Genomic DNA, 23678 nt, shown 5'->3' with positions numbered 1-23678 from the left:
ATTTTCAAACACTAAACAACTACAAAAGCAACCTGCGGCTGCTGTAACAAGGCCATGAAGGTACCAATTTAAGCGATGCATCCGATTCTGAATTTGGATTTAACTCCGAAGTCTGAGGCAAAAAAAAGACCGGCCTCAGAAGAAGCCGGTCTTTTTACTTTACTAACCAATCCAATTTATTTTACGGTGTAGATATCACCCGGATCATCAGGATCGTTGGGGTCGGTTCCGCCGTCGCCACCCGGACAATTCAGGTTGCCTTTGTTTTTTGAACCGTCTACATAGTTTTCGTTGATCGTACCAAGGGCGGCGTGTACATCTTCCAAAGTATATGCACTTACACATCCGCCCAGGATTTTATTTCCTTCAGCAAGCACCTGATCGACGGTCATACCGTCCATTGCACCACCTATGATGGTTGCATCACCCAGACGGTTGGGGCTCGGAGAGAAGTTGCTGTCATAATCATCCATGGTTACGCTGATCGTGGCTGCCACGAGCTGACCTGCCAGGTTACCCATGCCTGCAACCGGATCGGTATAGCTGGCGGTGAGCACCACTGAATTACCTCCTTGCGGAAGGAAATCAGAAACGGCCTGTGCACTGGTCAGCGTGATGGTATTTCCACATCCAACCGTAAGCCCGATTGGGAATGCTGCATCAAAGTTAGCAGCGAGATATGCGCCCGGGTTGTTTCCATGAGGCGTAGAACCCCAGCCACCCATGGTTTGGGTGCGGAACTGGCAGCTATCTACAGTTGTGCTGTCGTTGGTATTGTCATTATCATCGTCATCGTCCTTGTCATCTTTCGGGCCAATCACGTGATCTTTACTCTTGCCTTTGTTATTGTGATTGAAAAATTCACCTTTCTCGCATGCTCCGAATGCAAAGAGAGCGGCCAGCAAAAATAAAAGATATTGCTTTTTCATAGGAGAATGGAAAACCCAAGTTGGTTACGTAAGTCAAATATAAGAATCTTCGCATTTTTATAAAAACAAAAACCAATCTTGTTCTACAAAAATTAGGATGCCGTTTTTACAGCCCCTTGATCCAGCCCCCGTCAACAGCTAAAGAAACGCCTGTTATGTAGCTGGCTTTTTCACTAACAAGGAATAAAACTGCGGCTGCAAACTCATCGGGACGTGCAAATCTCCCCAGTGGTATCTCGGATGTTGCATTCGCAAACTCCGGATTGTTGGCAATCAATTTTTTTAACCGATCCGTTTCCGTATAACCAGGCATCACGTTGTTCACAGTGACCCCATATGCACCCCATTCGTTCGACAGGGATTTCATCAAACCTACAACTGCGGTACGGATGGCGTTGGATAACATCAGGGTATCGACCGGTTGTTTAACTGCCTGGGATGTGATGGTGATGATTCTTCCCCACCCCCGTTCTTTCATGCCACCTGAAAATCCGCGGATAAGTCCGACCACACTTGCGAGCAACAATTGATAGGCCTGGTCCCAATCCTGTTGTCTAAGTTCATCAAAACAGCCTGCACGCGGTCCGCCACTATTGGTCACAAGGATGTCTACATGGCCGTATTGTTCAAGGGTCTGGCGAATCATGTGATCCCTGTCTTCTTGAACCGACAGGTCTCCGGCCAGCGCCAGCACAGGATGACCGCCTGTCTTTTCAATCTCCTTCCGGGCCTGCTCCAATACATCGGTATGCCTGCCGCTGATGATCACATGAGCACCCTCAAGCGCGAGTTCGAGCGCGACAGCTTTTCCCAGTCCCTGGCTGGACGCGGCTACGAAAGCCACCTTGTTTTTCAGTCCGAGATCCATGGTTATTTTCTGAGGTAATCGTCGGTACCATCCAACCAGTCCTGCCTGGGTGGCGACCAGGTATCCACCTCTTCTACATCACCGATCATGAGTGCTTCATGCGGAAGATTGGCGGGAATCACCACCACATCGCCGGGGTTCAGGTCGAGTGTGTATTCCTTATCGGCGCCGAACCAAAACCGCATGGTACCGGATATGCAATGCGTGATCTGTTCGTTTTCGTGGCTATGCAAGGGCACGAGGAATCCATCTTTGAACTTCATCCGGGCCACCATGGTTTTTTCTCCGGAAATGATTTTGCGGTGCATGGAAGGTGTGACTTCTTCGGTTGTCACATCTTCCCAGTTTATTTTTTTGATCATGCTCAAGGCTTTGTTGCGAAAATAAACAAACCGGCTTAGTGGCAGTTTTCGCAATAGGTTTGTCTGAGCTTATCGTCGCCCAGAAGTTGGAAAGTGATCCCACCGTTAAGATTGGATCTGAACATATCACAGAACCGGTCGCGATCGGTATTGATGGCATTCAGCAAAATAGAGCGATATATCTTATGATGCGTCCGTTCGGGGTTGATAATGGTCAGGTTCAGGTAAAAGAAAAGCGGTTCTTCGTGGGCACCGATCTGTTGCACATACTCATGTAAAATGCGAACAGCAAGATCAAACTGCGCATAATTGCTGAAGTACTTGGACAGATTGAAGCGGTCGCTGTGGCTCAAATCCAGAAACCGGTAATTATCCTGAACGAAGTGGATGGATGTATTCTTGGCTGTATAGTCCTTCTTCCGCATCAGGTAATCGGTCTCAATCATATGAAAATTGATAAGCAACCGCTTGACCAGTGTTTTATCGATTCCCCTTGCCGAAAGTCTTGTGATCTGTGTAGATAGCTTGTTGGGATCAACCCTGTTGTCGTCTTTCAGCCAAGCCATCAACTGAAGTACGCTCAGGTTATAAGACACATGTGCATCTTCCGGAAGCAACATTTGCAAACGTTCGAAAGTAGCCAGTGCGGTATCCAGTTCTTCGGGGTGCATTTCAAACCGGAAGGCGGCACGGTTGGCGTGAAGAGATCCATACTCAGCCGTCATGGGCATCTCCACGGATTCAATGAAGTTTTCAGGTAGTTCCTGGTTGGATATCTTTGAATAGATAGCAGCCTGAAGGGCGATGGCCTCCGCCCGATCGTGTCGCTTAATCGCCGCTTTAAAAGCTTCTTTGAGGGAAGCTGCATTCATGTCTTCGTAGTGTGTTTTGCGGTCCATCTCGAGGCGAATAATGGCCTTGCGATGTTTGGCAAGCATAGGTTCCAGGTCTTGCTCCACCTTGTCGTCCTTGAATTTTTCCTTGATTTCCGGTTTGGACAACTTGGCCATGGAAGCGTACGGTGTCTTTTCCACATCCCGGAAAAATTCCACCCAGTTCTCCATGGCCTTCACGGTAGGCTGGATGTCATGGTGCTGCAATTGCTCAAGGGCTTTCACCATGCTTTCCGCCCGTTTGTTCTGTAGCATGATGTTACGGTCGGTAGGCCCTTCTACTGAGGAATACGCCTGAACATCCATCTTCCTGATCACATAATCGGATAACCTGAGGGAATCATAAAGGGGCTTGATATCTTCGGGACGATAATCATACCTGTCTTTCTGAAAAGGCACTACGAATGTCAGCTGCTTCGTAGACACAACCTCCCATTTCTTCCCGGTGGCTTCCTTGACATATGCAGGCGGAGGCAGCGTATCACGGTAGAGGCCCATGCTCAGCAAATCCCATTTGAGATAAGGCAACCGATAAAACAGCGAATAATGGCACAAGCTGCGTTTCTGAAGCAAAAGAAGATTCAACTCAAGTTCCTTGTCGCTAAAGGCAGCCGGAAGCGGCCCCAACTCAACCCTGACCACGCCTTTGGCATCTTGTGTCTTTTTGGCGCGAAGCTCTTTGCCATAGAGCGGCTTCATCAGGGTTCCCTTGTGCACATATGAATTGGCAAAATTCGGCTCACCCTGACAGGCAAACTGTTCTTTGGTTACGATATCCACCGCCAGTCCCGTACTATCTTCCGCGAACAATGCATCGAATGCCTTGACATCGGTCATCATGAAAACCACTTTCCCGTCTTCCACCTGCAAACTGTATTGTTCTTCGACCGGGAACTGTTGTAAGACCTTAATAATAGGAGCGCACACCACTTCCTCCAGAACGCCGGGGTCTTTAAGTCCGAAGTTCTGGTCGTTCTGTGCCTCGGTGGGCGGGGAAAAAAATAGAAAAGGGCATGTAATCAGAGCAATGGAAATCGATCGTGCAGCTACTTTCATCATACGGGGGTTTATTCATATCAACAACAAAAAAGCCAACTATTGATCACCCGGTTTGGCAGGTGCCGGAGTGCTCATAGACGGCGCCTGGTTCTGGTGAAGGTGACAATACCCGTTCAGATTACGGGTCATATTCTTACATCTTTTTCCGGAATTGGTCAATCCTTTGCATTGTACAGCCACATCCCGTTTATCTCCATCATCGTTGTCGTCAGACGGGGTGCCTGCATCAAGCCATTGGAAAGAATACAGGGGCAATGAGGATTCAATCAGTTGCTCCTGGTCATCAGGAAGTGCAGGAAAGAAGTCGATGCCGGTTGCTTTCTCCACGCTATCAATGGTTACGGCAAATTCCATCAGGCTGCCATCCGAGCTTTGCGCAGGCAAGATAAACCCTATCCCTTTTGCTCCGGGCGCCTTGTATTCCAGGATTACTTTGAAAAACGCGTCGGGTACCGAAACGCTGTCGGAACCGATAACTGGTAAACCATCCTTGAGCAAAGGCCCCGTAACTACATACACGGCACCTTCCTCTTTTGCCCATGCGCGCACCTGCGTTTCCAATCTTTTCCATATACCGCGGTTGAACCCGGCTGTTTGTGGCGACACGTTGCTATACAGGAACGACTCTTTCATGGTAATCTCCGTAGATGACATGTCCAAAGCCGGAGCCATATGTCCTCGGTCATAACCAGCCCCCTGATAGTCCTGATCACTTGCAGTGCCCGTAGTCACCAATGCATCTTCCTGGAAAGTTGCATTCCGCTCCACCGGATTTGCCAGGGCCTCAGCTGTAAGTATGTACGCCACCCATTGGGGTTGTTCGTGCGGTTCCGAGTATCCCAGCGAGTATCCGGTATGATGTACTACCTGGATTCCCGGCAGTGCAGAGGGCTCCATGGACAACGGCGAAACGGACGGCTGGATCTGAAAAAGCGCATCATCTTTAGCATCCTTCCATGTATGGTTGCTATACAGCAATACTTGTCCACCTGTTGTGATAGTAGCTTGTTGTTGGGCACTGATCCCTGAGAAGAGACCCGGAACAACCAAGAAAACCATTGCATAAACCGGGGTGCGCAACCAGTGTTTTGCGATGCTGAACATCATGGGAGCAAAAGTTGATTGAAGGCCGGAAGTTAGCACTTTCCTTGCATGATGTTCCCAACGGAAGGGATAAACAGGTGAGCAGGGCTGAAAAACATTGACGTGACAAGGATTTTAAAATGATAAAATTTATCTCAAATTAAAGAAAACATATTGATATTATTTATCGTAATCTTACAACAGCAAAACCACAACCCTATACCCATCAGACAAAAAGCAAACGCAGTTAGAGAATGAACCGACACATCATTCATATGGACCTGGACACGTTTTTTGTGTCATGCGAACGCCTCCTGGATTCCAGGCTGAATGGGAAACCGGTACTGGTTGGCGGGGGTGGAAACCGGGGCGTGGTGGCCGCATGCAGTTATGAAACACGTGCCTATGGCGTTCATTCAGCTATGCCCATGCGGCTGGCTCAGCAGCTTTGTCCACATGCCATTGTGATCCGGGGAGATGCTTCCACTTATAGCAAGTTCTCCAACATGGTTACGGACATCATCCGGGAAAATGCACCGGTGTACGAGAAATCATCCATTGACGAATTCTACCTGGACGTCAGTGGCATGGATCGTTTTTTCGGTTGCTACCAGTGGGCCCGTGAGTTGCGTGAAAAGATCATGAAGGAGACAGGACTACCCATTTCATTTGGCCTTTCCACAAGTAAAACCGTTGCCAAGGTGGGTACCAACGAGGTCAAACCCAACAACCACATAGAGATCAACAAAGGACTCGAACAATCGTTTCTCGCCCCACTGACCATCAACAAGCTCCCCATGGTCGGGGAACAAACCCACAAGATCCTGAGAAGCATGGGCATTGAATTCATCCATACCATGCAGAACATGCCCCTGGAACTGGTGGAGCGCGTGCTGGGAAAAAACGGGAACATCATCTGGAAAAAAGCCCGGGGCATTGACAACAGTCCGGTTGTCCCCTACCATGAACGCAAGTCCATTTCGTCGTCACTCACCTTTGAACACGACACCATCGATGTGCGGAGACTCCGGGAGATCCTGACAACCATGGCTGAGAAACTGGCATACTACCTCCGGAACGGTAACAAGCTTACGTCATGTGTAGCCGTCACCGTGCGTTATTCCGACTTCGACACCCGCAGCAGGCAGAAACAGATCCCTTACACCTCATGTGACCACACCCTGATTCAACAGGTACTGGAGCTATTTGACCAGCTGTATGACCGCAGGGTACTCGTCAGACTAGTGGGCGTGCGGTTCAGCCATCTGGTCGGAGGAGGTTATCAAATCAACCTGTTCGATGACACGGAAGAAATGATCAACCTGTACCAAGCCATGGATAAGATCAGAAACCGGTTCGGACAACAAGCTGTCAAACGCGCATCCACAATGGATACAAGGGGTGTGGGCATGATGACCAATCCGTTCAACGGAGAACCACCTGTGATACCTGCCCACCGGCGGCAATAAAACACCATGTGATGCTGGTAAACTGCCATACTTATTACAGCTTCAAATACGGCACCCTTTCCCCCAGGCAACTCCTGCAGGCACTTTCAGAAAGAGGCCACAACATTGCAGCACTCACAGACATCAACAGCACATCTGCCTGTGTGGACTATGTTCGCCTGGCACCTGAATACGGCATCCAACCGGTGCTTGGTATTGATTTCCGGAACGGCGCACAACAACAGTACATAGGACTTGCCCGGAACAACAACGGATACAAAGCACTGAACGAACACTTCATCCTGCACAGCCACACCCAAACGCCGTTTCCAAACCACGCACCCTCCATCCCCGACACCTTCATCATATATCCGCTTCAAAACACTTCTCCCGAATCATTACAGAAACACGAGTTTGCAGGCGTAAGACTCTCCCAACTCAGACATCTGCCCTTTTCCACCTGGAAGAACCATGCACACAAACTGGTGCTGCTGCAACCCGTCACCTTCCTGGACAAGCGTGGATACAACACCCACAGGTTGCTGAGAGCAATCGACAACAACACCCTGCTCAGCAAACTAGCAAAACAAGAAGAAGCACCACCCGATGAAACCATGCCATCCCTTCGGGAATTGCAAATCATGCTTGAACACCATTCTCTGATTGCAAACAACACCTGCCGGATCCTGGAGCAGTGCACCATTTCATTCGAGTTCAAAACCCCTAAAAACAAAATGCACTTCACCTCTTCATCCACCGAAGACATCGCTTTGCTTCGCCAACAATGTAAAGAAGGGATTACATACAGATATCCGCACATCACCCCTGAGATCATTGCCCGCATGGAGAAAGAGCTTGATGTAATCTGCCAACTCCAGTTCTGCGCTTATTTCCTGATCAACTGGGACCTGGTACGCTTTGCACGCCGGCACAATTACTACCATGTGGGAAGAGGAAGCGGCGCAAACAGCATGGTGGCCTTCCTGATCGGCATCACAGATGTAGATCCGCTGGAACTGGACCTGTACTTCGAACGATTCATCAATCCCAGCCGCAACAGTCCACCCGACTTTGATATCGACTTCTGTTCCCGGGACCGGCAAGCCATCACCCAATACCTCTTTGACCGGCACGGCTGGAAGCACACCGCGTTGCTCGGGGCATACAACACATTCCAATATCGGTCGGTGATTCGTGAACTCGGCAAGGTATTCGGACTTCCCGCACAAGAGATCGACAAACTGCAAACACTTGACCATCCAAAGCAAGCTGATGACATGGGAAAACTGGTATTGCAATACAGTCATCTCATCCACGACTTCCCCAATCACCTTAGCGTACATTCGAGCGGCATCCTGGTTTCACAGGAAGCGCTGCATACGTTCACAGCCACCACGATCCCTCCCAAAGGATTTCCCACCACACATTTCAGCATGCTCGAAGCGGAAGACCTCGGCTATGCCAAGTTCGACATCCTTGGGCAACGGGGCTTGAGCAAGATCCAGGATGCCATCACCATCATAGAGAAACAACGAAACACCAGAATCGATATCCATGACATTCAACGGTTCAAAGAAGATGAACAGGTACGCCACCTGCTTAGAACCGGCATGGCCATCGGTTGCTTCTACATTGAATCCCCGGCCATGCGCATGCTGCTTACCAAACTCCAGGCAGATGATTACCTGCGGCTTGTAGCCGCCAGTTCCATCATTCGGCCCGGCGTTTCAAAAAGCGGCATGATGGGTGAATACGTGCGCAGGTACCGGTATCCCGAATACAGGGTTTCAGCCAGAGAGCAACTCCCCGAGCTGTACGACCTGCTCCATGAAACCTATGGCGTGATGGTATACCAGGAAGATGTGATGAAAGTGGCCCACTACTTTGCGGAGCTGACGATGGGAGAAGCAGACATCCTCAGAAGGGGCATGTCGTGGAAATTCAAACAACGCAATGAGTTCCACAAGGTACGCGACCGCTTTTTCTCCAACTGCAAAGCGAAAGGTTACTCCGAACCCGTTATCGCAGATATCTGGAAGCAGATCGAAAGCTTTGCCAACTATGCCTTCGCAAAAGGGCATTCCGCGTCTTATGCGGTGGAAAGTTTTCAGGCACTGTATCTGAAAGCTCACTTTCCCCTGGAATACCTGACGGCTACCATCAACAACGGAGGCGGGTTTTACCGACCCGAACTTTACATCCATGAAGCCGTTATGCTCGGCGGAAAAGTGGAAGCGCCCTGCATCAACAGCAGTCACATGGCCGCCACCCTCCATGGCAACAGCATATACCTGGGATTGGGAATGGTCAAAGGACTGGATGAGCAGGTGATCCGTAAGCTCCTTGCAACACGCGACTACGAAGGTCCGTTCGGGAGCCTGCAGGACATCACCAACCGCATGGAGATACCACTGGAACAATTGCGGATACTCATCCGGATAGGCGCGCTGCGGTTCACCAAAAAACCTGCGAAGGAACTCCTATGGGACGCGCATGATTTACTCGGCAACCGGAAGCGCTCAGCGCCCACCCCTTCCCTTTTCAGGGAAACCGCACGGAAGTTCACCCTTCCCGAACTGTTTCACCACCCACTGGAAACGGCCTACACAGAAATGGAACTGCTCGGATTTTCCCTCTCCACATCGCCCTTTGAACTGGTCACACAACTTCCCGAAGACAAGATCCCCGCCGACAAAATGAAATACCATGTGGGCAAAATCATAGAAATCACGGGCTACCTGGTACATGTCAAACATACCCAAACGGGAAACGGACAAAAGATGAGCTTCGGCACTTTCATTGACAGGCAGGGGCATTGGATTGACTCGGTGCAGTTCCCGAATATCTCACAAAGGTACCCCTTTCGCGGTCCGGGCTGTTACCTGATAAAGGGTAAAGTGGTGGATGACTTCGGCTTTATCACGCTTGAAACCATCCAGCTGCACAGACTTGAATACAATCACATGGACGAGGTACCTCACCGGCTGAAACTTCCTTCTTCCTATGACACGGGCCGTGTGATGCCATCATCAAAAAAACGTTAAGCAAATGCATTCATCCCGGCACAAACATCACTGTTCGAACAAACCAAACCGGTCTGGCTATAAAATAATTTGATCCTCATTCATCGGCTTGTCATCCAATCATACCGCTGCAAAGGAACCCAAGCAGGCCATCATCGTAAAAAGTTCACGTTTCATACATTCGGGCATTTCCATTAAATTGGTCAAATGAGAAAGGGAATTTATTTCATGATGATGGGCCTCATCGGAATGGTTGGGTGCCAGCGGAACACCAGTTATACAATCATAAACAGAACCGAGAATTTCTCATCCATCAATGGCAAATGTCATGTGGAATACAATTACCCCCTGTTGTTGCAAGGGAAAGGAGACACTGTTTCACTGGCGTTGACAGGCATCAGGGGCATCGAAGAGTTTGAGCGGTTCATCCAACGATTCAGTGAAGGTGATTCGGCCCTTTCCGTACACGTAAATTACGAAGTGCTTACCGAAGACGACACCCTTATCTCCATTGAATACCTGACCAAAATGGAGGGGCACGCGCTCAACATTTACCACAGCGTTACCATTGACCCGCGCAACATGAAACGGTACAGCCTGAACGACTTGTTTACAGGTGATTTCATGGGTGTCATCCGCGAACATGTGCAAAACTACACCCAGCAAAACAGGGTAGACATGGATTTCATCACCTTTGAACAGGAAGCGGCATCAGCACCGAAGAATTTCACCATCACCCCGGAATACCTACAGCTGTATATAGGCGCAGAAGGAGAATTTCATGGATATCATCGTTTGAAGATCCCCCTGAAAGAATTAAGCCTGAAGCAAGGAAGCCCTAATCTTCCAAAGTAAGGCTGACCGGACAATGGTCGGAGCCGTGCACATCATTCAGAATTTCCGCCTCAGTGATCCGGGACTTCAGCATGGAGCTTACAAGAAAATAATCAATCCTCCACCCAACATTTCTCGCACGCGCACCAAAGCGAATGTTCCAAAAAGAATACTTGATTTCTTCCGGATGCAGCGCCCTGAAACTATCCACCCATCCCGATTGCATGAACTGCTCAAAGCCATCTATCTCCACTTGTGTGTAGCCCGCCGTTTTGTTGTAATTGTCTTTGGGCCTGGCCAGATCGATCGGTTGATGGGCCACATTGAAGTCCCCACCAATAATCACCGGCTTGGATGCTTCAAGATTCTTAAGGTAGGCAAGAAACGCGACATCCCATTTCTGCCTGTAAGGGATTCTCTTTAGTTCCGCCGATCCGTTCGGAACATAGACGTTCACCACAAAGTAGCTATCAAACTCCAGGGTGATCACACGCCCCTCCTGGTCATGTTCGGTATCACCGATACCGTATTTAACCGACAGCGGCTGATGCCTGGTCAGAATCGCCGTACCGGAATAACCTTTCTTTTCAGCCGATGTAACAAACAATTCATACCCGTCTATCATGCCAAACAGAGCTTCGCGCACCTGATCATCCTGGGCTTTGGTTTCCTGCAGCATCAAAACATCTGCGTTGAAACCTTCCAGAACGGGAAAGAAATCCTTTTTTATGACAGCCCTTATCCCATTGACATTCCACGATATAAAGTTCATCTCCGGTTTTGTTTTGCGACGAAGGTATGATTTTCATGCCAATCGATGAATTGCAGACCCCCAGGCGCATACCTCATAACACTTCATACAAGGATCTATCCTCCATTCCCGAAGTGTTCCTGTTTTGTTCACAAAAAATCAACTTTTTATTAAGCAACGAAAACCCGTACCGCAACAGCATTTTATTCAAATCCGAATTGACAAATATTGTATGTTAACAACTGACATAAAACGATTTAAATTAACAAAAAAAACTCGATTCGGAAAATTTATTCAATTAAAAAACTAGCTTAAGAGAACCTGATTTTCTTTCTTTGCCCGGTGAAAAATTTACACCATTAATATCCCTATCTCACATCACATTTAAACCAAGGAAGTTTATGAAAAAAGGATTCTTGTCTGCCCACAGGAGGACGGTTGCCTCTACCTTTTCTGTAGCCGCCATGTTGGTCGCTCCTGCCGCATTTGCTCAGGAGGGTTGGACCACATTGGCCACACAGGACGGGGTAACAGCAAGCGCACAGATCCAGGAATGCGACGGCGCATCTTACTTCGTCGTTCGGCTGGAAAACACCAATGGAAGTGCACAAACCGTGGGTTATACACTGACCCTTGCCGATGCACCGGTGATCCCACCCATTTCCGATACCAAAGAAGTAGCAGCTGGTGCTTCGGTTGAAGGAGAATGCGGCAACACAGCCAATACGCTGACCATTGCCACACTCGAAAACGCCGACAGCCTTGATAAGCTCTCCGTAACCCTAACCGTATCTGAATAATATTCAAACAAAACGACCCATGAAAAAAATAAGTTGGCTTTTCAAAACCGTCTGTGCAGTGATGCTGGCGGTGATGGCCGTACCGACTTTGTCTCAGGCACAATTGCCTGATAGCAAGGGGAACGATTTCTGGTTGGCATTCCCGCGTAACTACACGGCAAACAGCCCACTGCAGTTGTTCATCAGCTCTGAAACCGCTTCAAGCGGAAATGTGAACATCCCCGGTACAGGCTTCAGCACTTCATTCACCACCACGCCTGGTGTTACCACAACGGTCTCCATTCCTGCTTCAAACCAGGTAATGACTTCCAACGGTGTTGAAAACAAAGGAATCCACGTTACTTCCAACAACGAAGTAACCATTTACGGTCTGAACCAGATCAGCTATACCACAGATGCATATCTGGGTATGCCTACAGACATTTTGGGTACAGACTACATGGTGATGTCATACACAGGATTGAGCGCAAGCTATCCTTCGCAAATGACTGTTGTAGCCACACAAAATGCTACAACCATCACCGTTACTCCCAGCACGTCTGCTGGCGGTCACGCCGCTGGCGTAGCCTTCAATGTAAGCCTGAACCAAGGCGAGGTGTACCAATTGGGTGGCACAAATGGCGCAGACATGAGTGGCAGCACCATTACCTCCGACAAACCCGTAGCGGTTTACGGAAGTGTGGTTTGCGCCAACGTACCTACCACCTGCTATGCATGTGACCACTTGGTAGAACAAATGCCTCCTTTGTCTGCATGGGGTAAGAACTTCGTTTCCGCTCCCCTGAAAAACCGCAGCGGCGGTGACGTTTTCCGTATCCTCGCTTCTCAGAACAGCACCAGCGTAACCGTAAACGGCGCACCGGTAGCTACGCTGAACAAAGGACAGGTACACGAAATGACCATCGCTACAAATGCGGTGATCACTTCAAACAAACCCGTATTGGTTGCTCAGTTTGCACGCGGCAGCAGCTGCGATGGAGCAGTAGCGGATCCCTTCATGATGTTGATCCCTCCCTACGAGCAATTCCTGGGTTCTTACACCGTATCTACACCTGCAAGCGGTTTCTCTTATCACTTCATCAACCTGGTTGTGCCTCAGATCGCAATCGGTAATGTAACGCTTGACGGTGGTGTGATCCCTGCCGGTAGCTTCTCAGCCATCGGAGCCAGCGGCTTTTATGCAGCTCAACTGACCGTTGCAGCCGGAACACACAACCTGAACAGCAACTACCCGATCGGTGTACACAGCTACGGTTTCGGTAACTACGATTCTTACGGATACCCCGGCGGTCAGTCACTGGCCCCGATTGGTTTCGTAAGCTCAATTACCCTTGCTCCCGTGAATGGCGGTACTTCCACTGTTGGCGGTCAGCACTGTGTAACCGCTACGGTTCTGGACCAGTACGGCAACCCCGTTTCAGGTGTTCGTGTTGACTTTGCCGTAACCGGCGCCAACAATGTTTCAGGTTTCGCATTCACCAATGCAAGCGGTGAAGCATCTTATTGCTACAACGGCAACATGAGCGGCACTGACGACATCGTTGCCACCACCGGCAGCCTTACCAGCAACCATGGTTCCAAAACCTGGCAGTGCGGTACGGTTACCTTCACTTACGCTTCTGCAGTATGCGACAGCAGCAATTCCAGCTCCATCACCTTTACTGGTGTATCCGGTGGTGTTGCTCCGATCAGCTACTCAATCAATGGAGGCACCACCTATAGTGCCAGCGCATCTTTCACAGGCCTGGGCTTCGGCTCTTATGACCTGATGGTGAAAGACGCAGCCGGTTGCACTTCCGCTACTTCAGGTGTTACATTGGCTGATGGCGAAGCACCGAATGCTGTTTGCAAGAACATCACTGTTCAGCTGGATTCAAGTCACCTTGCATTCATCAATGCATCTGATGTGGATGGCGGCAGCACAGACAACTGTGGCATCGCTTCCATCAGCATCAACAAATCAACCTTCTCTTGCGAAAGCCTGGGCGCCAACACGGTGATCCTGACTGTTGTAGACGTAAACGGGAACTCTTCTACCTGCGCTGCAACAGTAACTGTGAAGGACGATTTCAACAAATGCTGTCAAGGTCCTTCGGCTGTTTGCCAAAACATTGCGGTTTACCTCGATGCTACCGGCAACGCTACCATTTCCGCGGCTGATGTAGATGGCGGAAGCACTGCTGAATGCGGTCTGGCTTCCATGACCATCAGCAATTCCTCTTTCAATTGCAGCAATGTTGGCCCCAACACGGTTGTACTGACTGTTGAAGATGTGAACGGCGAAACATCCACCTGCAACGCAGTTGTTACGGTGAATGATTCTACTCCTCCCACTGTGATTGCACAGAACCTCACCTTCTATTTGGATGCTGCCGGCAACGCTTCGGTAACAGCCAATGATGTAGACGGCGGTTCTAGCGACGCATGTGGCATCGCCAGCCTGGTTCTCAACAACGGTTCATTCACCTGCGCAAACGTAGGCGACAATGAAGTTGTTCTGACCGCTACCGACAACAACGGCAACGCCGCTTCCGGTAAAGGCACCATCACCATTCTGGACTCTCTGCCACCCAAAGTGGTTGCCCAGAACATCGTTGTGTACCTGAACGGATCCGGCAACGCTACCATCACCGCTGCTGACGTAGACGGTGGTTCAAGCGACAACTGCGGTGTTTCCCTGTCTATCGATAACAGCTCATTCGGTTGTGCCAATGTTGGTGCGAACACTGTTGTGCTGACCGGCACTGATCCTAGCGGAAACACTGCGTCTGCAAGCGGCACCGTAACCGTTAGAGATTCCACCAAACCGGCTGTTATTGCGCAGGACATCACCATCTTCCTTGACGCTACCGGCAATGCTACCATTACCGCTGCTGACGTAGACGGTGGTTCAAGCGACAACTGCGGTGTTTCCCTGTCTATCAACAACGGCACATTCAGTTGCGCTGACCTGGGTGCGAACACTGTTGTTCTGACCGGCACCGATCCAAGCGGAAACACTGCGTCTGCAAGCGGCACCGTAACCGTTAGAGATTCCACCAAACCGGCTGTTATTGCGCAGGACATCACCATCTTCCTTGACGCTACCGGCAATGCTACCATTACCGCTGCTGACGTAGACGGTGGTTCGAGCGACAACTGTGGTGTTTCCCTGTCTATCGACAACAGCTCATTCGGTTGTGCCAATGTTGGTGCGAACACTGTTGTGCTGACCGGCACTGATCCTAGCGGAAACACTGCGTCTGCAAGCGGCACCGTAACCGTTAGAGATTCTACCAAACCGGCTGTTGTTGCACAGAACATCACCATCTACCTCGATGCCACAGGCAATGCCACCATTACCGCAGCCGATGTAGACGGCGGCAGCACTGACAACTGCAGCATTGCTAGCCTGTCTGTTGACAGAACAGCATTCACCTGCGGTCACACAGGTACCAACATTGCAGTTCTGACTGCCACTGACAACAGCGGCAACAACGCTTCTGCCATGTCAATCGTTACCGTGCTTGACAGCACCGCTCCTTACATCAGCTGCCCGGGCGACATCTCCGTGGTTTCTACCCCGGAAGATTGCGATCCCCAGGTATCATGGAGTGATGTGGTAGCCGGTGACAATTGCTCTTACGCTGTAAGCAGCACACACAACAGCGGCGATGAATTCCCGCTCGGAACCACCACCGTTACCTACACAGCTACCGATGCTTCAGGAAATGCTTCTTCCTGCTCATTCAATGTGACTGTTACTCCACAAACGCTGACTGCTTCTCTGAGCAGCCCGACTTACAATGGCTATAACATCTCTTGCAACGGCGGAAGCAACGGCAGCATCTCTACCACCGTTGGTGGCGGTTGCCTGCCTTACGCTTATGCATGGAGCAATGGTGCTGCAACTGCAGATGTTAGCGGACTGTCAGCTGGTGATTACCAACTGACCGTTACCGATGCAAGCGGACAAAGCGTTGAATTGTCCATCACCCTCACCGAGCCTTCAGAACTGGTGGCCGATGCAGGCAACAATGGTACCGTATACTACGGTTACCAACCTTATGGCTGCACAAGCCTGAGCGCCTCTGCTCAAGGTGGTGTACCGGGATACTCCTACAGCTGGAGTACTGGTGAAACCACTGCTTCCATCAATGTATGTCCTTCCGCAACTTCGATATACTACGTAACAGTAACCGATGAAAACGGTTGCACCGCAGTAGATTCAGCCACTGTTTGCGTAATTGACGTACGTTGCGAAAAAGGTGGTAAAGCCATTGTCATGTATGAAGGCGGCAAAGTAATGGTTTGCCATGTAAGCGGCAACGGCAAAACCCAAACACTGTGCATTTCACCAAATGCGGTTGCCGACCACCTTGCCCACGGTGATGCGCTTGGTTACTGCAACGACGTTCACAATTGCGATTACGTGAACGAAAAGCAAACCAACTCTATGGTATGGGAAGGTATCCAGAATGGTGCCGACCTGGAAGTATTCCCGAATCCTTTCAGCCAGCAAACCACCATCCGTTTCAACATCGACAACGATGATCACGCAACCATCACTGTCTACAACATCAGCGGACAGCAGGTTCAGGTGATCTTCAACAAAGACGTTGAGGGTGGATACATCTACCAGGCTCAATTCGATGCACAAAACCTGCCCGACGGCATCTATGTGTACCAATTGATCACTGAGTCAGGTCTGGTGAAAACAGGCAAGATGGTACTCCGGAAGTAATCCGGGATCATGTCTCCTGACATAATAAAAACCCCTCCGTCATTGTGACGGAGGGGTTTTTTATTTGTATGCTTTCAGAATTGAATTACCGGTTCGAAAGTCCGTGCTGCCGGATCAGATCCGCTTTCGTGGCACGGTAAGATCGATTCACCAATGTGCGTACGGATACAATGCCCGAAATGGCATTGGTAAGAAAGATTTCATCTGCGTCGTACAATTCATCCGGCACCACTCCCCTTTCCTCTGTTTCCATTCCAAGTTCCTTACCCCAGACCAATACCTGTTTGCGCATCACACCCGCTACACAACCCTCACCGATGGCAGGCGTAACCAACCGATTCCCGCAAACCAAAAACAGATTCGACGAAATGGCTTCCGCCACCCGTCCTTTCCCATTCAGCAGAATAGCATCATCATATCCTCCTTTGCTGGTTTTTACCGCGGCCCACACTTGTGGCAATCGATTGCATGTTTTCAGATGAGACAATGGGCCGGAATCCACCTGTGCATCCAGAACCATCACCCTTCTTTTTTCTCGCACCAGCACCTCCGGTAAAAGGCCTGCTTCCATGATCCATGATGCAGCATATTCCGTTGGCAGATATAACCCACCTTCATTGCGATACACCTGCAGCCGGATGCGGGCACGTTCCAGGCCTGCCCGAGCGGTCAGTAGCTTCACCTGCTCCGTCCAATACGCCGTATCACCACATTTTTCCAGCGTCATTTCAAGAACGCCCAAACCCTCATTCAACCGGGCCACATGATCATTTGCGAACCACAGCCTGCCATCAGACCAATACATGGTCTCAAACAAACCATCGCCATAACGGAATGAGCGATTGAAGGAAGATAACACCGGTTCTTCCGAAGAACGGATTTCACCATTTACCAAAATAATGGAAGGGTTCATGACGCCTGAAGGATGCGGTTTGTAACAGCCGTGATATCTTCATTGGATGCCACCAATATGCCCTTTACCCCTACCGCTTCAGCCGCCCGGACATCCCGTTCACGGTCACCAATAAGAAAAGACTTACCCGCATCCACATCAAAACGTGCAAGGGCTTTTTCAATCATTAACGAGCCGGGCTTGCGGCATAGACATTGACCGGAATCGGGGTGATGCGGGCAAAAATAAAACGCTGCTATTTCGATGGATTTTTCCCTGCAGGCTGCGAGAAACATCTCATGCAGCCGCAACGCGTCCGCTTCCTTGTACAAGCCTTTAGCTATACCACTTTGGTTGCTAACCACGACCAACAGGAAACCCGCCCGTTGTAATCGCCATAGGTTTTCCAGCAATCCGTGGTTCAGTTCAAAGTCTTCCGGCAAGTAGGTATATGCTCCGCGTTCTTTATTGATTACGCCGTCCCTGTCCAGAAATATGGCTTTGTTTTTCAACCGAAATACTTGTATTTGATCAGCTCCCAGAAGTTAACAGCTATCTGCTTATCCAACAACACGGTAAACAGCATGCCATATACAGCTCCGAAAAAATGAGCATGGTGGTTGATGTTATCGCGGCCTTGCTTACCCATGTACCATGAATACCCGAGGTAAACCACCGCAAAAAGAATTGAAGGCATTGGAATGATCCCATACAATGCAACCTGGCCGAGCGGATCAAACAACACCTGCGCAAACAGCACGGCAGATACCGCACCGGACGCTCCCACACTGTTGTAAACCGGATTGTTCTTCTGTTGCTCATAGCTTGGAATGATGGACATCACCACCGAACTCGTATACAACAACACATAAAAGAGCATGCCAATGGGACCGAAGTAAGCCCGATATTCCAACTCTACCTGTTGTCCGAAGGAATAGAGCACGAACATGTTCACGATCAGATGCATCCAATCTGCATGCAACAATGCATATGACCCAAGTCGGTACCATTGTTTCTGATTGCGGGTTACATAGGCATTGAAACGCAACCTAAGAAACAGCTCATGATTGGAAAATGCCTGAACCGATACCAGTCCTGTAATGACGATAATGACTAGGGTTATCATGGCTCTCCCTTATTTACCTGAATGATTTCAGCGCAAGTGCCACACCCTGCTTACTTAGAACGTTCCAGGGCCTGTTCGATATCCTTAATGATATCTATGATGTTCTCAAGCCCCACGGAGACACGCACGAGTCCGGGTGTAATTCCCACCGCCATACGCTCTTCATCGGAAAGTTTGCTATGTGTGGTAGATGCGGGATGTGTGGCTATCGTACGACTGTCGCCCAGGTTGGCGGTCAGCGAAGCCATTTCCAGCGCATCCAGGAATTTCTTTCCACGTTCAAGTCCGCCCTTCACCTGAAAAGTCACTATGCCGCCGCCCAATTTCATTTGCCTTTGCGCTATCTCATACTGGGGGTGTGAAGTCAGGAATGGATACCGCACCCACTCTACTTCGGGATGACTGTCCAGGCAGGTTGCCAACTTGTGGGCATTGGAACAATGTCTTTCCATCCGAATAGCCAATGTTTCCAAACTCTTACTCAGCACCCATGCATTAAAAGGCGACATGGACGGGCCGGTGGTACGTGCAAACTGGTAGATCTCGTCTATGTATTGCTTGCGGCCCACCACCACACCTCCCATCACACGACCCTGACCGTCGATATACTTGGTGGCAGAATGAGAAACAATGTGCGCTCCGTAATCCATGGGTCGTTGCAGGTAGGGCGTAGCAAAACAGTTATCTACATTCAGGATGAGGTTGTGCTTATCCGCCAGGTTTCCCGCCCACTCCAGGTCAACAATATCCAATCCGGGATTGGAAGGAGTTTCCAGGAAAATCATCCGGGTGTTGGGTTGAATGGCCGCTTCCCATGCCTGTGGTTTATCTGCATCCACCAGGGTATGTGTGATCCCAAATCGTGAGAGAACATTGGCGAGCATGGTATGAATGGCACCGAAGATGGATCGTGAGGCCACGATATGATCACCTGCCTTCAGCACACCGGCGAAAGACGCAAAGATCCCGGCCATACCGGAAGCGAATGCAAATCCCGCCTCCGCCTCTTCCAGGGCACACATTTTTTCTACCAGCTCTGAAGTGTTGGGATTGGAGAAGCGACTGTAAATATTACGATCTATCTCTGATGCAAAAGCAGCGCGCATTTCTTCCGCATCATCGAAAGTAAAGCTGGAGGTGAGGAACATAGGTACCGCATGTTCCTTGAATTGGGTTTTTTCTGCCTGGTTCCGGATGGCCAGGGTTTCGAATTCTTGAAAATCACTCATAACACTAAGCTTCGGAGTGAACCTCCTGGTTGTTTACAAATACGGAAAAGGTGATATGCGCGTGGGCCTCCAGTGTTTTGGCGACCGAGCAGTACTTATTCATTGACAAGTCGACCGCACGCCACGCCTTTTGTGGGTCAAGCGGGCCATCCAGGTAAAACTTCACATGAACTTCCTTCCACAGGGAGGGCTCTTTGCCAGCTTCCCGTTCACCTTCTATCTCCATGTGAAAATCATCGATCTGCTGTTGCTGTTTTTTAAGAATCATAACGATATCAATACCGCTACAACCGCCCAATCCCATCAACAAAGTCTGCATGGGACGAACCCCTTTCCCCTGGGCGCCCAGGTTGGGGCCGGCATCCATAATAATGCTGTTTCCGTCTTCGCTGGTCGCTTTGAATCGGAAAGCGTCATCTAGTCTGTTCAGTTCAATTTTCATGGCTGGAAATCAAGGCTCCAAAGATACGATTATTGAACACATCCGTGTGAATCCGGGTCTTATGAAGAAAGTTCACGGGTGGTTTCCTAATCGGATAGCATTTCAAAGCTTATATTTGTGCCCCAAAACAGGTATTATTTTACCATCGCAATTGCATGAACCCGGCGCAAACATATCACCATGCCGAAACTTTCGAGCTGGAACGCGGAGGACGGTTACCGGCCCTCGACATTGCCTATCACACCTACGGCGAGCTAAACGCCATGGGCAACAACGTGATCTGGGTCATGCATCACCTGACCGCCAATTCCGATGTGGCAGACTGGTGGTCGGTGTTGTTCGGTGAAGGAAAACTCCTTGACCCGAGCCGGCATTTCATTGTATGCGCCAACAACCTCGGCTCATGCTACGGAACCACCGGTCCTTCCTCCCTCAATCCTGAAACGGGCCAACCCTACCTGGACACCTTTCCTCCCATTACAATCAGGGATATCGTTCATGCACACAGGTTACTGAAAGACCACCTGGGTATCCGAAAAATCCATACGGCCATCGGAGGTTCCATGGGTGGATACCAGGTATTGGAATGGAACAGCATGGAACCCGGTCTGTTCGGATGCAACATCCTGCTGGCCACCAATGCAAAGGAAACATCGTGGGCCATTGGTGTTCATGAAACACAGCGGATGGCCATTGAACTGGACCCCAACTGGAAAAAAGGGAACATCGGTGACGCTGCGCAAGGTTTATCTTTGGCCAGGGCCATCGGCATGCTGACCTACCGCAGCTTTGAGATATTCAAACAGGCCCAGACCGATGATGACGACCGCCTGGACAACTTCAAGGCCAGTTCTTATCTCCGTTACCAGGGAGATAAGCTGGTCAAGCGCTATAATGCATATTCATACTGGGTGCTGACCCATGCGATGGACAGTCACAACCTTGGTCGTGGCCGAGCTTCCATTGAAACCACGCTTGCAACGATAACCGCACCAACACTCATCATGGGCATCAACAGTGACATCCTGTGCCCGGTCTCAGAACAACAATACCTGGCCGACCACATGCCCAACGCCACACTTGAAACCATTGATTCCACTTACGGGCATGACGGTTTCATGGTGGAATCCGACCAGATCCAGCAAAAGGCACAGGCCTTCTTTAAGAAATTATCTACCTTGCCGGGCTGATGATGTCACCCGATGGTCCTGAAGGATGGGAACCTTTGAAATAGCCATATACGTTCTGATAGGACTGGGTACGATCCTGGCCTTTGTCACCTACAGGCTTCTGTCGGAAGACAAGAAGCGGAACAAACGTGATGTGCGCAAAATCAATGCGATCTATGTGTACATCATTTTCTTCATGGTGATTTGCCAGGTGGCGATCCTGGATCATTTCTCCAACAATTCCAAAATCACCGTCACAAACATGGACGGGCGGAGCATTTCGGTGGCCAACCGCAAAATCATTTTACCCTGGGACGAATTCTTTCACGAAGACACCACGCAGTTTTATTACAGCAAAGAAGACGGATTCAGCTTCAGACTACCGGAAGGCATCAGACCTGAAATTGAAAGGGTCCACGGTTTCGATGCCTACCTCAAGGGCGTTAATTTTGAAACATCTCCGGAAAACATGGATGCATTCCTTTCATTCAGCCGGATGAAAATGGCCCTGGGCTGCCTGGTATCGGATTACCAGGAGCGTCCTTACGAAGAAGCATTGACATGCTTCCGTGAAAGCACAGGAATTTCCAAGTTCGGTTCCATCCTCAAGAAAAGTGTTTCCACCAAATGGGAAGTGGCGGCACCGATTAAGATCGGCCTGGAACCACGCAGCCGCCCGATGCTGGCCAACATATTCCTGTTGACCGACTCCAATGCAACGGACAGCAGTGCCAATTCGCTTTCCCTTTCCTTCATCCCCTACTTCGGCGTAACGGTATTCGAAAGGTCTGAGAATGAAACCACCGATCCGGCTTTTTCACTGGCCAACTACTTCATCTCCACCGCAGCCAACCTGATTTATGACGTGGAAAAGCTGGTTGCGGATGAGAACAACATCCTGATGGCAAGCAAGCTTCAACTCAAACATGTTCACTTCGGAAGTAAAACAACAACACTGGATATCCATCGCTGGATGGAACTGGTGCAGCAGGAAAACAAGGTATATCTGATCGAGATTGCTTACAGTCCGCAACTCGACCCACGTGGCATGATCTGGGACGACCTCAAGCAGGCCTTCGAGTCGTTCAAATGCTACCACTAGACCTATCAATCCAAGCCCATTTGCCACCCTTGCATTATTTGGAATCCAACACCAATTTTCTACCTTTAGGCCTTTCCCAAGGATTCATGCCAAACGCATTCCAAATGAAGAAACACATTTACTCATCGGCTTTGCTTGCACTCCTGACATTGGCAAGCATACAGGTATCTGCGCAGGAGGAAGAAGAAATGCAACATGTCGGGCCAGACATGCGCATTTCAGCAGGAATCACGTTCGGCAGCTTGTCATACTTCGGTGACATCGGCTATGGCACACACAATGACCTGGTCAGTTTCGCCACGGAACGAAGGATGTTCGGACTCATAGGGCAAAAAAGACTGACCGATTACATAGGCGTGTCCGGGAATCTTCTTTTCGGAAGAATCAGCAAAAGTGAACGCTCCAATCAACCCAGCAGAAATAAAAATTTCCTGAGCAACATCATCCAGTTGGACGGACAGCTCATGCTACATTCCGACAACGACCTCACCCTGGCCTATGACATTGAGATGGCTCCCTACCTGGCCGCCGGCGTGGGATTCATGTATTTCAATTCCAAGACCGACCTGAAAGCCGGAAACACCGACTATTATTACTGGACGAATGGCAAGATCATGAACAGGGCCGAAAACGCCCCGGATGCCATCAATGCCAAAGAGATGAACCGCGACTATGTTTACGAAACCAAACTGGATTCATCCCATGCGGCATTCACGTTTCCGCTTACCCTCGGTGTTACCTTCAAGCTGCACGAGAATGTACAGGCCGACATCAAAGGCTCACTCTATTTCACCACAACCGACTACCTGGACGGATATGACAATGGTGTGACCGGTGGCGTGGACATGTTTTCCATGGTGGGCGTATCCGTTCGCTATTTCCTTCCCGAATTTTAATCGCCTACACCCGGAACTCCGGTATTTTCACATACAAAAAGGCCTTCCG

Annotated in this window: 19 protein-coding genes; 8 read left to right on the top strand and 11 right to left on the bottom strand. The window is 49.8% G+C overall.

The annotated features are described in order from the left end of the window. Nucleotides 1-176: 176 nt before the first annotated feature. From H6585_05345 to H6585_05325, 5 genes are all read right to left on the bottom strand, one after another. Nucleotides 177-929 carry a hypothetical protein gene (locus H6585_05345; protein MCB9447754.1) on the bottom strand — a complete coding sequence of 251 codons (753 nt, stop codon included), beginning with the start codon at nucleotides 927-929 and terminating at the stop codon, nucleotides 177-179. Nucleotides 930-1035: 106 nt separating this feature from the next. Next, entirely contained in the window at nucleotides 1036-1797 is a 762-nt protein-coding gene (locus tag H6585_05340; GenBank protein MCB9447753.1) for an SDR family oxidoreductase, read from the bottom strand. Between the two features lie 2 nt (nucleotides 1798-1799). After that, nucleotides 1800-2159, bottom strand: a complete 360-nt coding sequence (locus tag H6585_05335) for a cupin domain-containing protein (GenBank protein ID MCB9447752.1) — start codon at nucleotides 2157-2159, stop codon at nucleotides 1800-1802. 35 nt (nucleotides 2160-2194) lie between these two features. After that, on the bottom strand, nucleotides 2195-4111 hold the full coding sequence (locus tag H6585_05330; GenBank protein MCB9447751.1) for a hypothetical protein: 1917 nt from the start codon (nucleotides 4109-4111) through the stop codon (nucleotides 2195-2197). A 36-nt stretch (nucleotides 4112-4147) separates the two neighbouring features. Next, the gene (locus H6585_05325; GenBank protein MCB9447750.1) at nucleotides 4148-5218 is read right to left on the bottom strand and encodes a DNA/RNA non-specific endonuclease; all 1071 of its coding nucleotides are present in this window, start codon (nucleotides 5216-5218) and stop codon (nucleotides 4148-4150) included. A gap of 230 nt (nucleotides 5219-5448) precedes the next feature. On the opposite strand from H6585_05325, the gene dinB reads away from it, so the two are divergent. The 3 genes from dinB (at nucleotide 5449) to H6585_05310 (ending at nucleotide 10520) form a co-directional block, all read left to right on the top strand. Next, entirely contained in the window at nucleotides 5449-6663 is a 1215-nt protein-coding gene (gene dinB / locus H6585_05320) for a DNA polymerase IV (GenBank protein MCB9447749.1), read from the top strand. An 11-nt stretch (nucleotides 6664-6674) separates the two neighbouring features. Beyond that, on the top strand, nucleotides 6675-9686 hold the full coding sequence (locus H6585_05315) for a DNA polymerase III subunit alpha (protein MCB9447748.1): 3012 nt from the start codon (nucleotides 6675-6677) through the stop codon (nucleotides 9684-9686). Between the two features lie 186 nt (nucleotides 9687-9872). Then, nucleotides 9873-10520, top strand: a complete 648-nt coding sequence (locus tag H6585_05310; GenBank protein ID MCB9447747.1) for a hypothetical protein — start codon at nucleotides 9873-9875, stop codon at nucleotides 10518-10520. On the opposite strand, the gene xth is transcribed toward H6585_05310, so the two are convergent. Beyond that, a complete protein-coding gene (gene xth, locus H6585_05305; protein MCB9447746.1) occupies nucleotides 10504-11271 on the bottom strand; it encodes an exodeoxyribonuclease III in 768 nt (255 codons plus the stop codon). The genes H6585_05310 and xth overlap by 17 nt on opposite strands. 380 nt (nucleotides 11272-11651) lie before the next feature. On the opposite strand from xth, the gene H6585_05300 reads away from it, so the two are divergent. After that, entirely contained in the window at nucleotides 11652-12050 is a 399-nt protein-coding gene (locus H6585_05300; GenBank protein ID MCB9447745.1) for a hypothetical protein, read from the top strand. Nucleotides 12051-12069: 19 nt separating this feature from the next. Continuing rightward, complete coding sequence (locus tag H6585_05295) at nucleotides 12070-16773, top strand: HYR domain-containing protein (protein ID MCB9447744.1); 4704 nt, start codon at nucleotides 12070-12072, stop codon at nucleotides 16771-16773. Nucleotides 16774-16858: 85 nt separating this feature from the next. Here the strand turns inward: H6585_05295 and H6585_05290 are convergent, their stop codons facing one another. From H6585_05290 to H6585_05270, 5 genes are read right to left on the bottom strand one after another with little or no spacing between them, the layout of a single operon-like run. Further along, nucleotides 16859-17686, bottom strand: a complete 828-nt coding sequence (locus tag H6585_05290) for an aminotransferase class IV (protein ID MCB9447743.1) — start codon at nucleotides 17684-17686, stop codon at nucleotides 16859-16861. After that, nucleotides 17683-18177 (bottom strand): HAD family hydrolase, encoded by a 495-nt coding sequence (locus H6585_05285; GenBank protein ID MCB9447742.1) that lies wholly within the window; start codon nucleotides 18175-18177, stop codon nucleotides 17683-17685. Before H6585_05285 ends, H6585_05290 begins: the two co-directional genes overlap by 4 nt. Beyond that, a complete protein-coding gene (locus H6585_05280) occupies nucleotides 18174-18791 on the bottom strand; it encodes a rhomboid family intramembrane serine protease (GenBank protein ID MCB9447741.1) in 618 nt (205 codons plus the stop codon). Before H6585_05280 ends, H6585_05285 begins: the two co-directional genes overlap by 4 nt. Nucleotides 18792-18841: 50 nt before the next feature. Next, entirely contained in the window at nucleotides 18842-20020 is a 1179-nt protein-coding gene (locus H6585_05275) for an O-succinylhomoserine sulfhydrylase (protein MCB9447740.1), read from the bottom strand. Between the two features lie 4 nt (nucleotides 20021-20024). Then, a complete protein-coding gene (locus H6585_05270; protein ID MCB9447739.1) occupies nucleotides 20025-20462 on the bottom strand; it encodes an OsmC family protein in 438 nt (145 codons plus the stop codon). A gap of 155 nt (nucleotides 20463-20617) precedes the next feature. Between H6585_05270 and metX the strand changes: the two genes are divergently transcribed. From metX to H6585_05255, 3 genes are all read left to right on the top strand, one after another. Then, nucleotides 20618-21652: a homoserine O-acetyltransferase gene (metX, locus tag H6585_05265; protein ID MCB9447738.1), complete on the top strand. Its 1035-nt coding sequence runs from the start codon at nucleotides 20618-20620 to the stop codon at nucleotides 21650-21652. A gap of 25 nt (nucleotides 21653-21677) precedes the next feature. Then, on the top strand, nucleotides 21678-22733 hold the full coding sequence (locus tag H6585_05260) for a hypothetical protein (GenBank protein ID MCB9447737.1): 1056 nt from the start codon (nucleotides 21678-21680) through the stop codon (nucleotides 22731-22733). Between the two features lie 104 nt (nucleotides 22734-22837). Further along, nucleotides 22838-23629, top strand: a complete 792-nt coding sequence (locus tag H6585_05255) for an outer membrane beta-barrel protein (protein MCB9447736.1) — start codon at nucleotides 22838-22840, stop codon at nucleotides 23627-23629. The last annotated feature ends 49 nt before the right edge of the window (nucleotides 23630-23678 follow it).

This window comes from Flavobacteriales bacterium (genome assembly GCA_020635855.1).
Classification (GTDB): Bacteria; Bacteroidota; Bacteroidia; order JACJYZ01; family JACJYZ01; genus JACJYZ01.
Note: the sequence above shows the minus strand (reverse complement) of the source record. Positions and strands in the feature narration are given on the sequence as shown.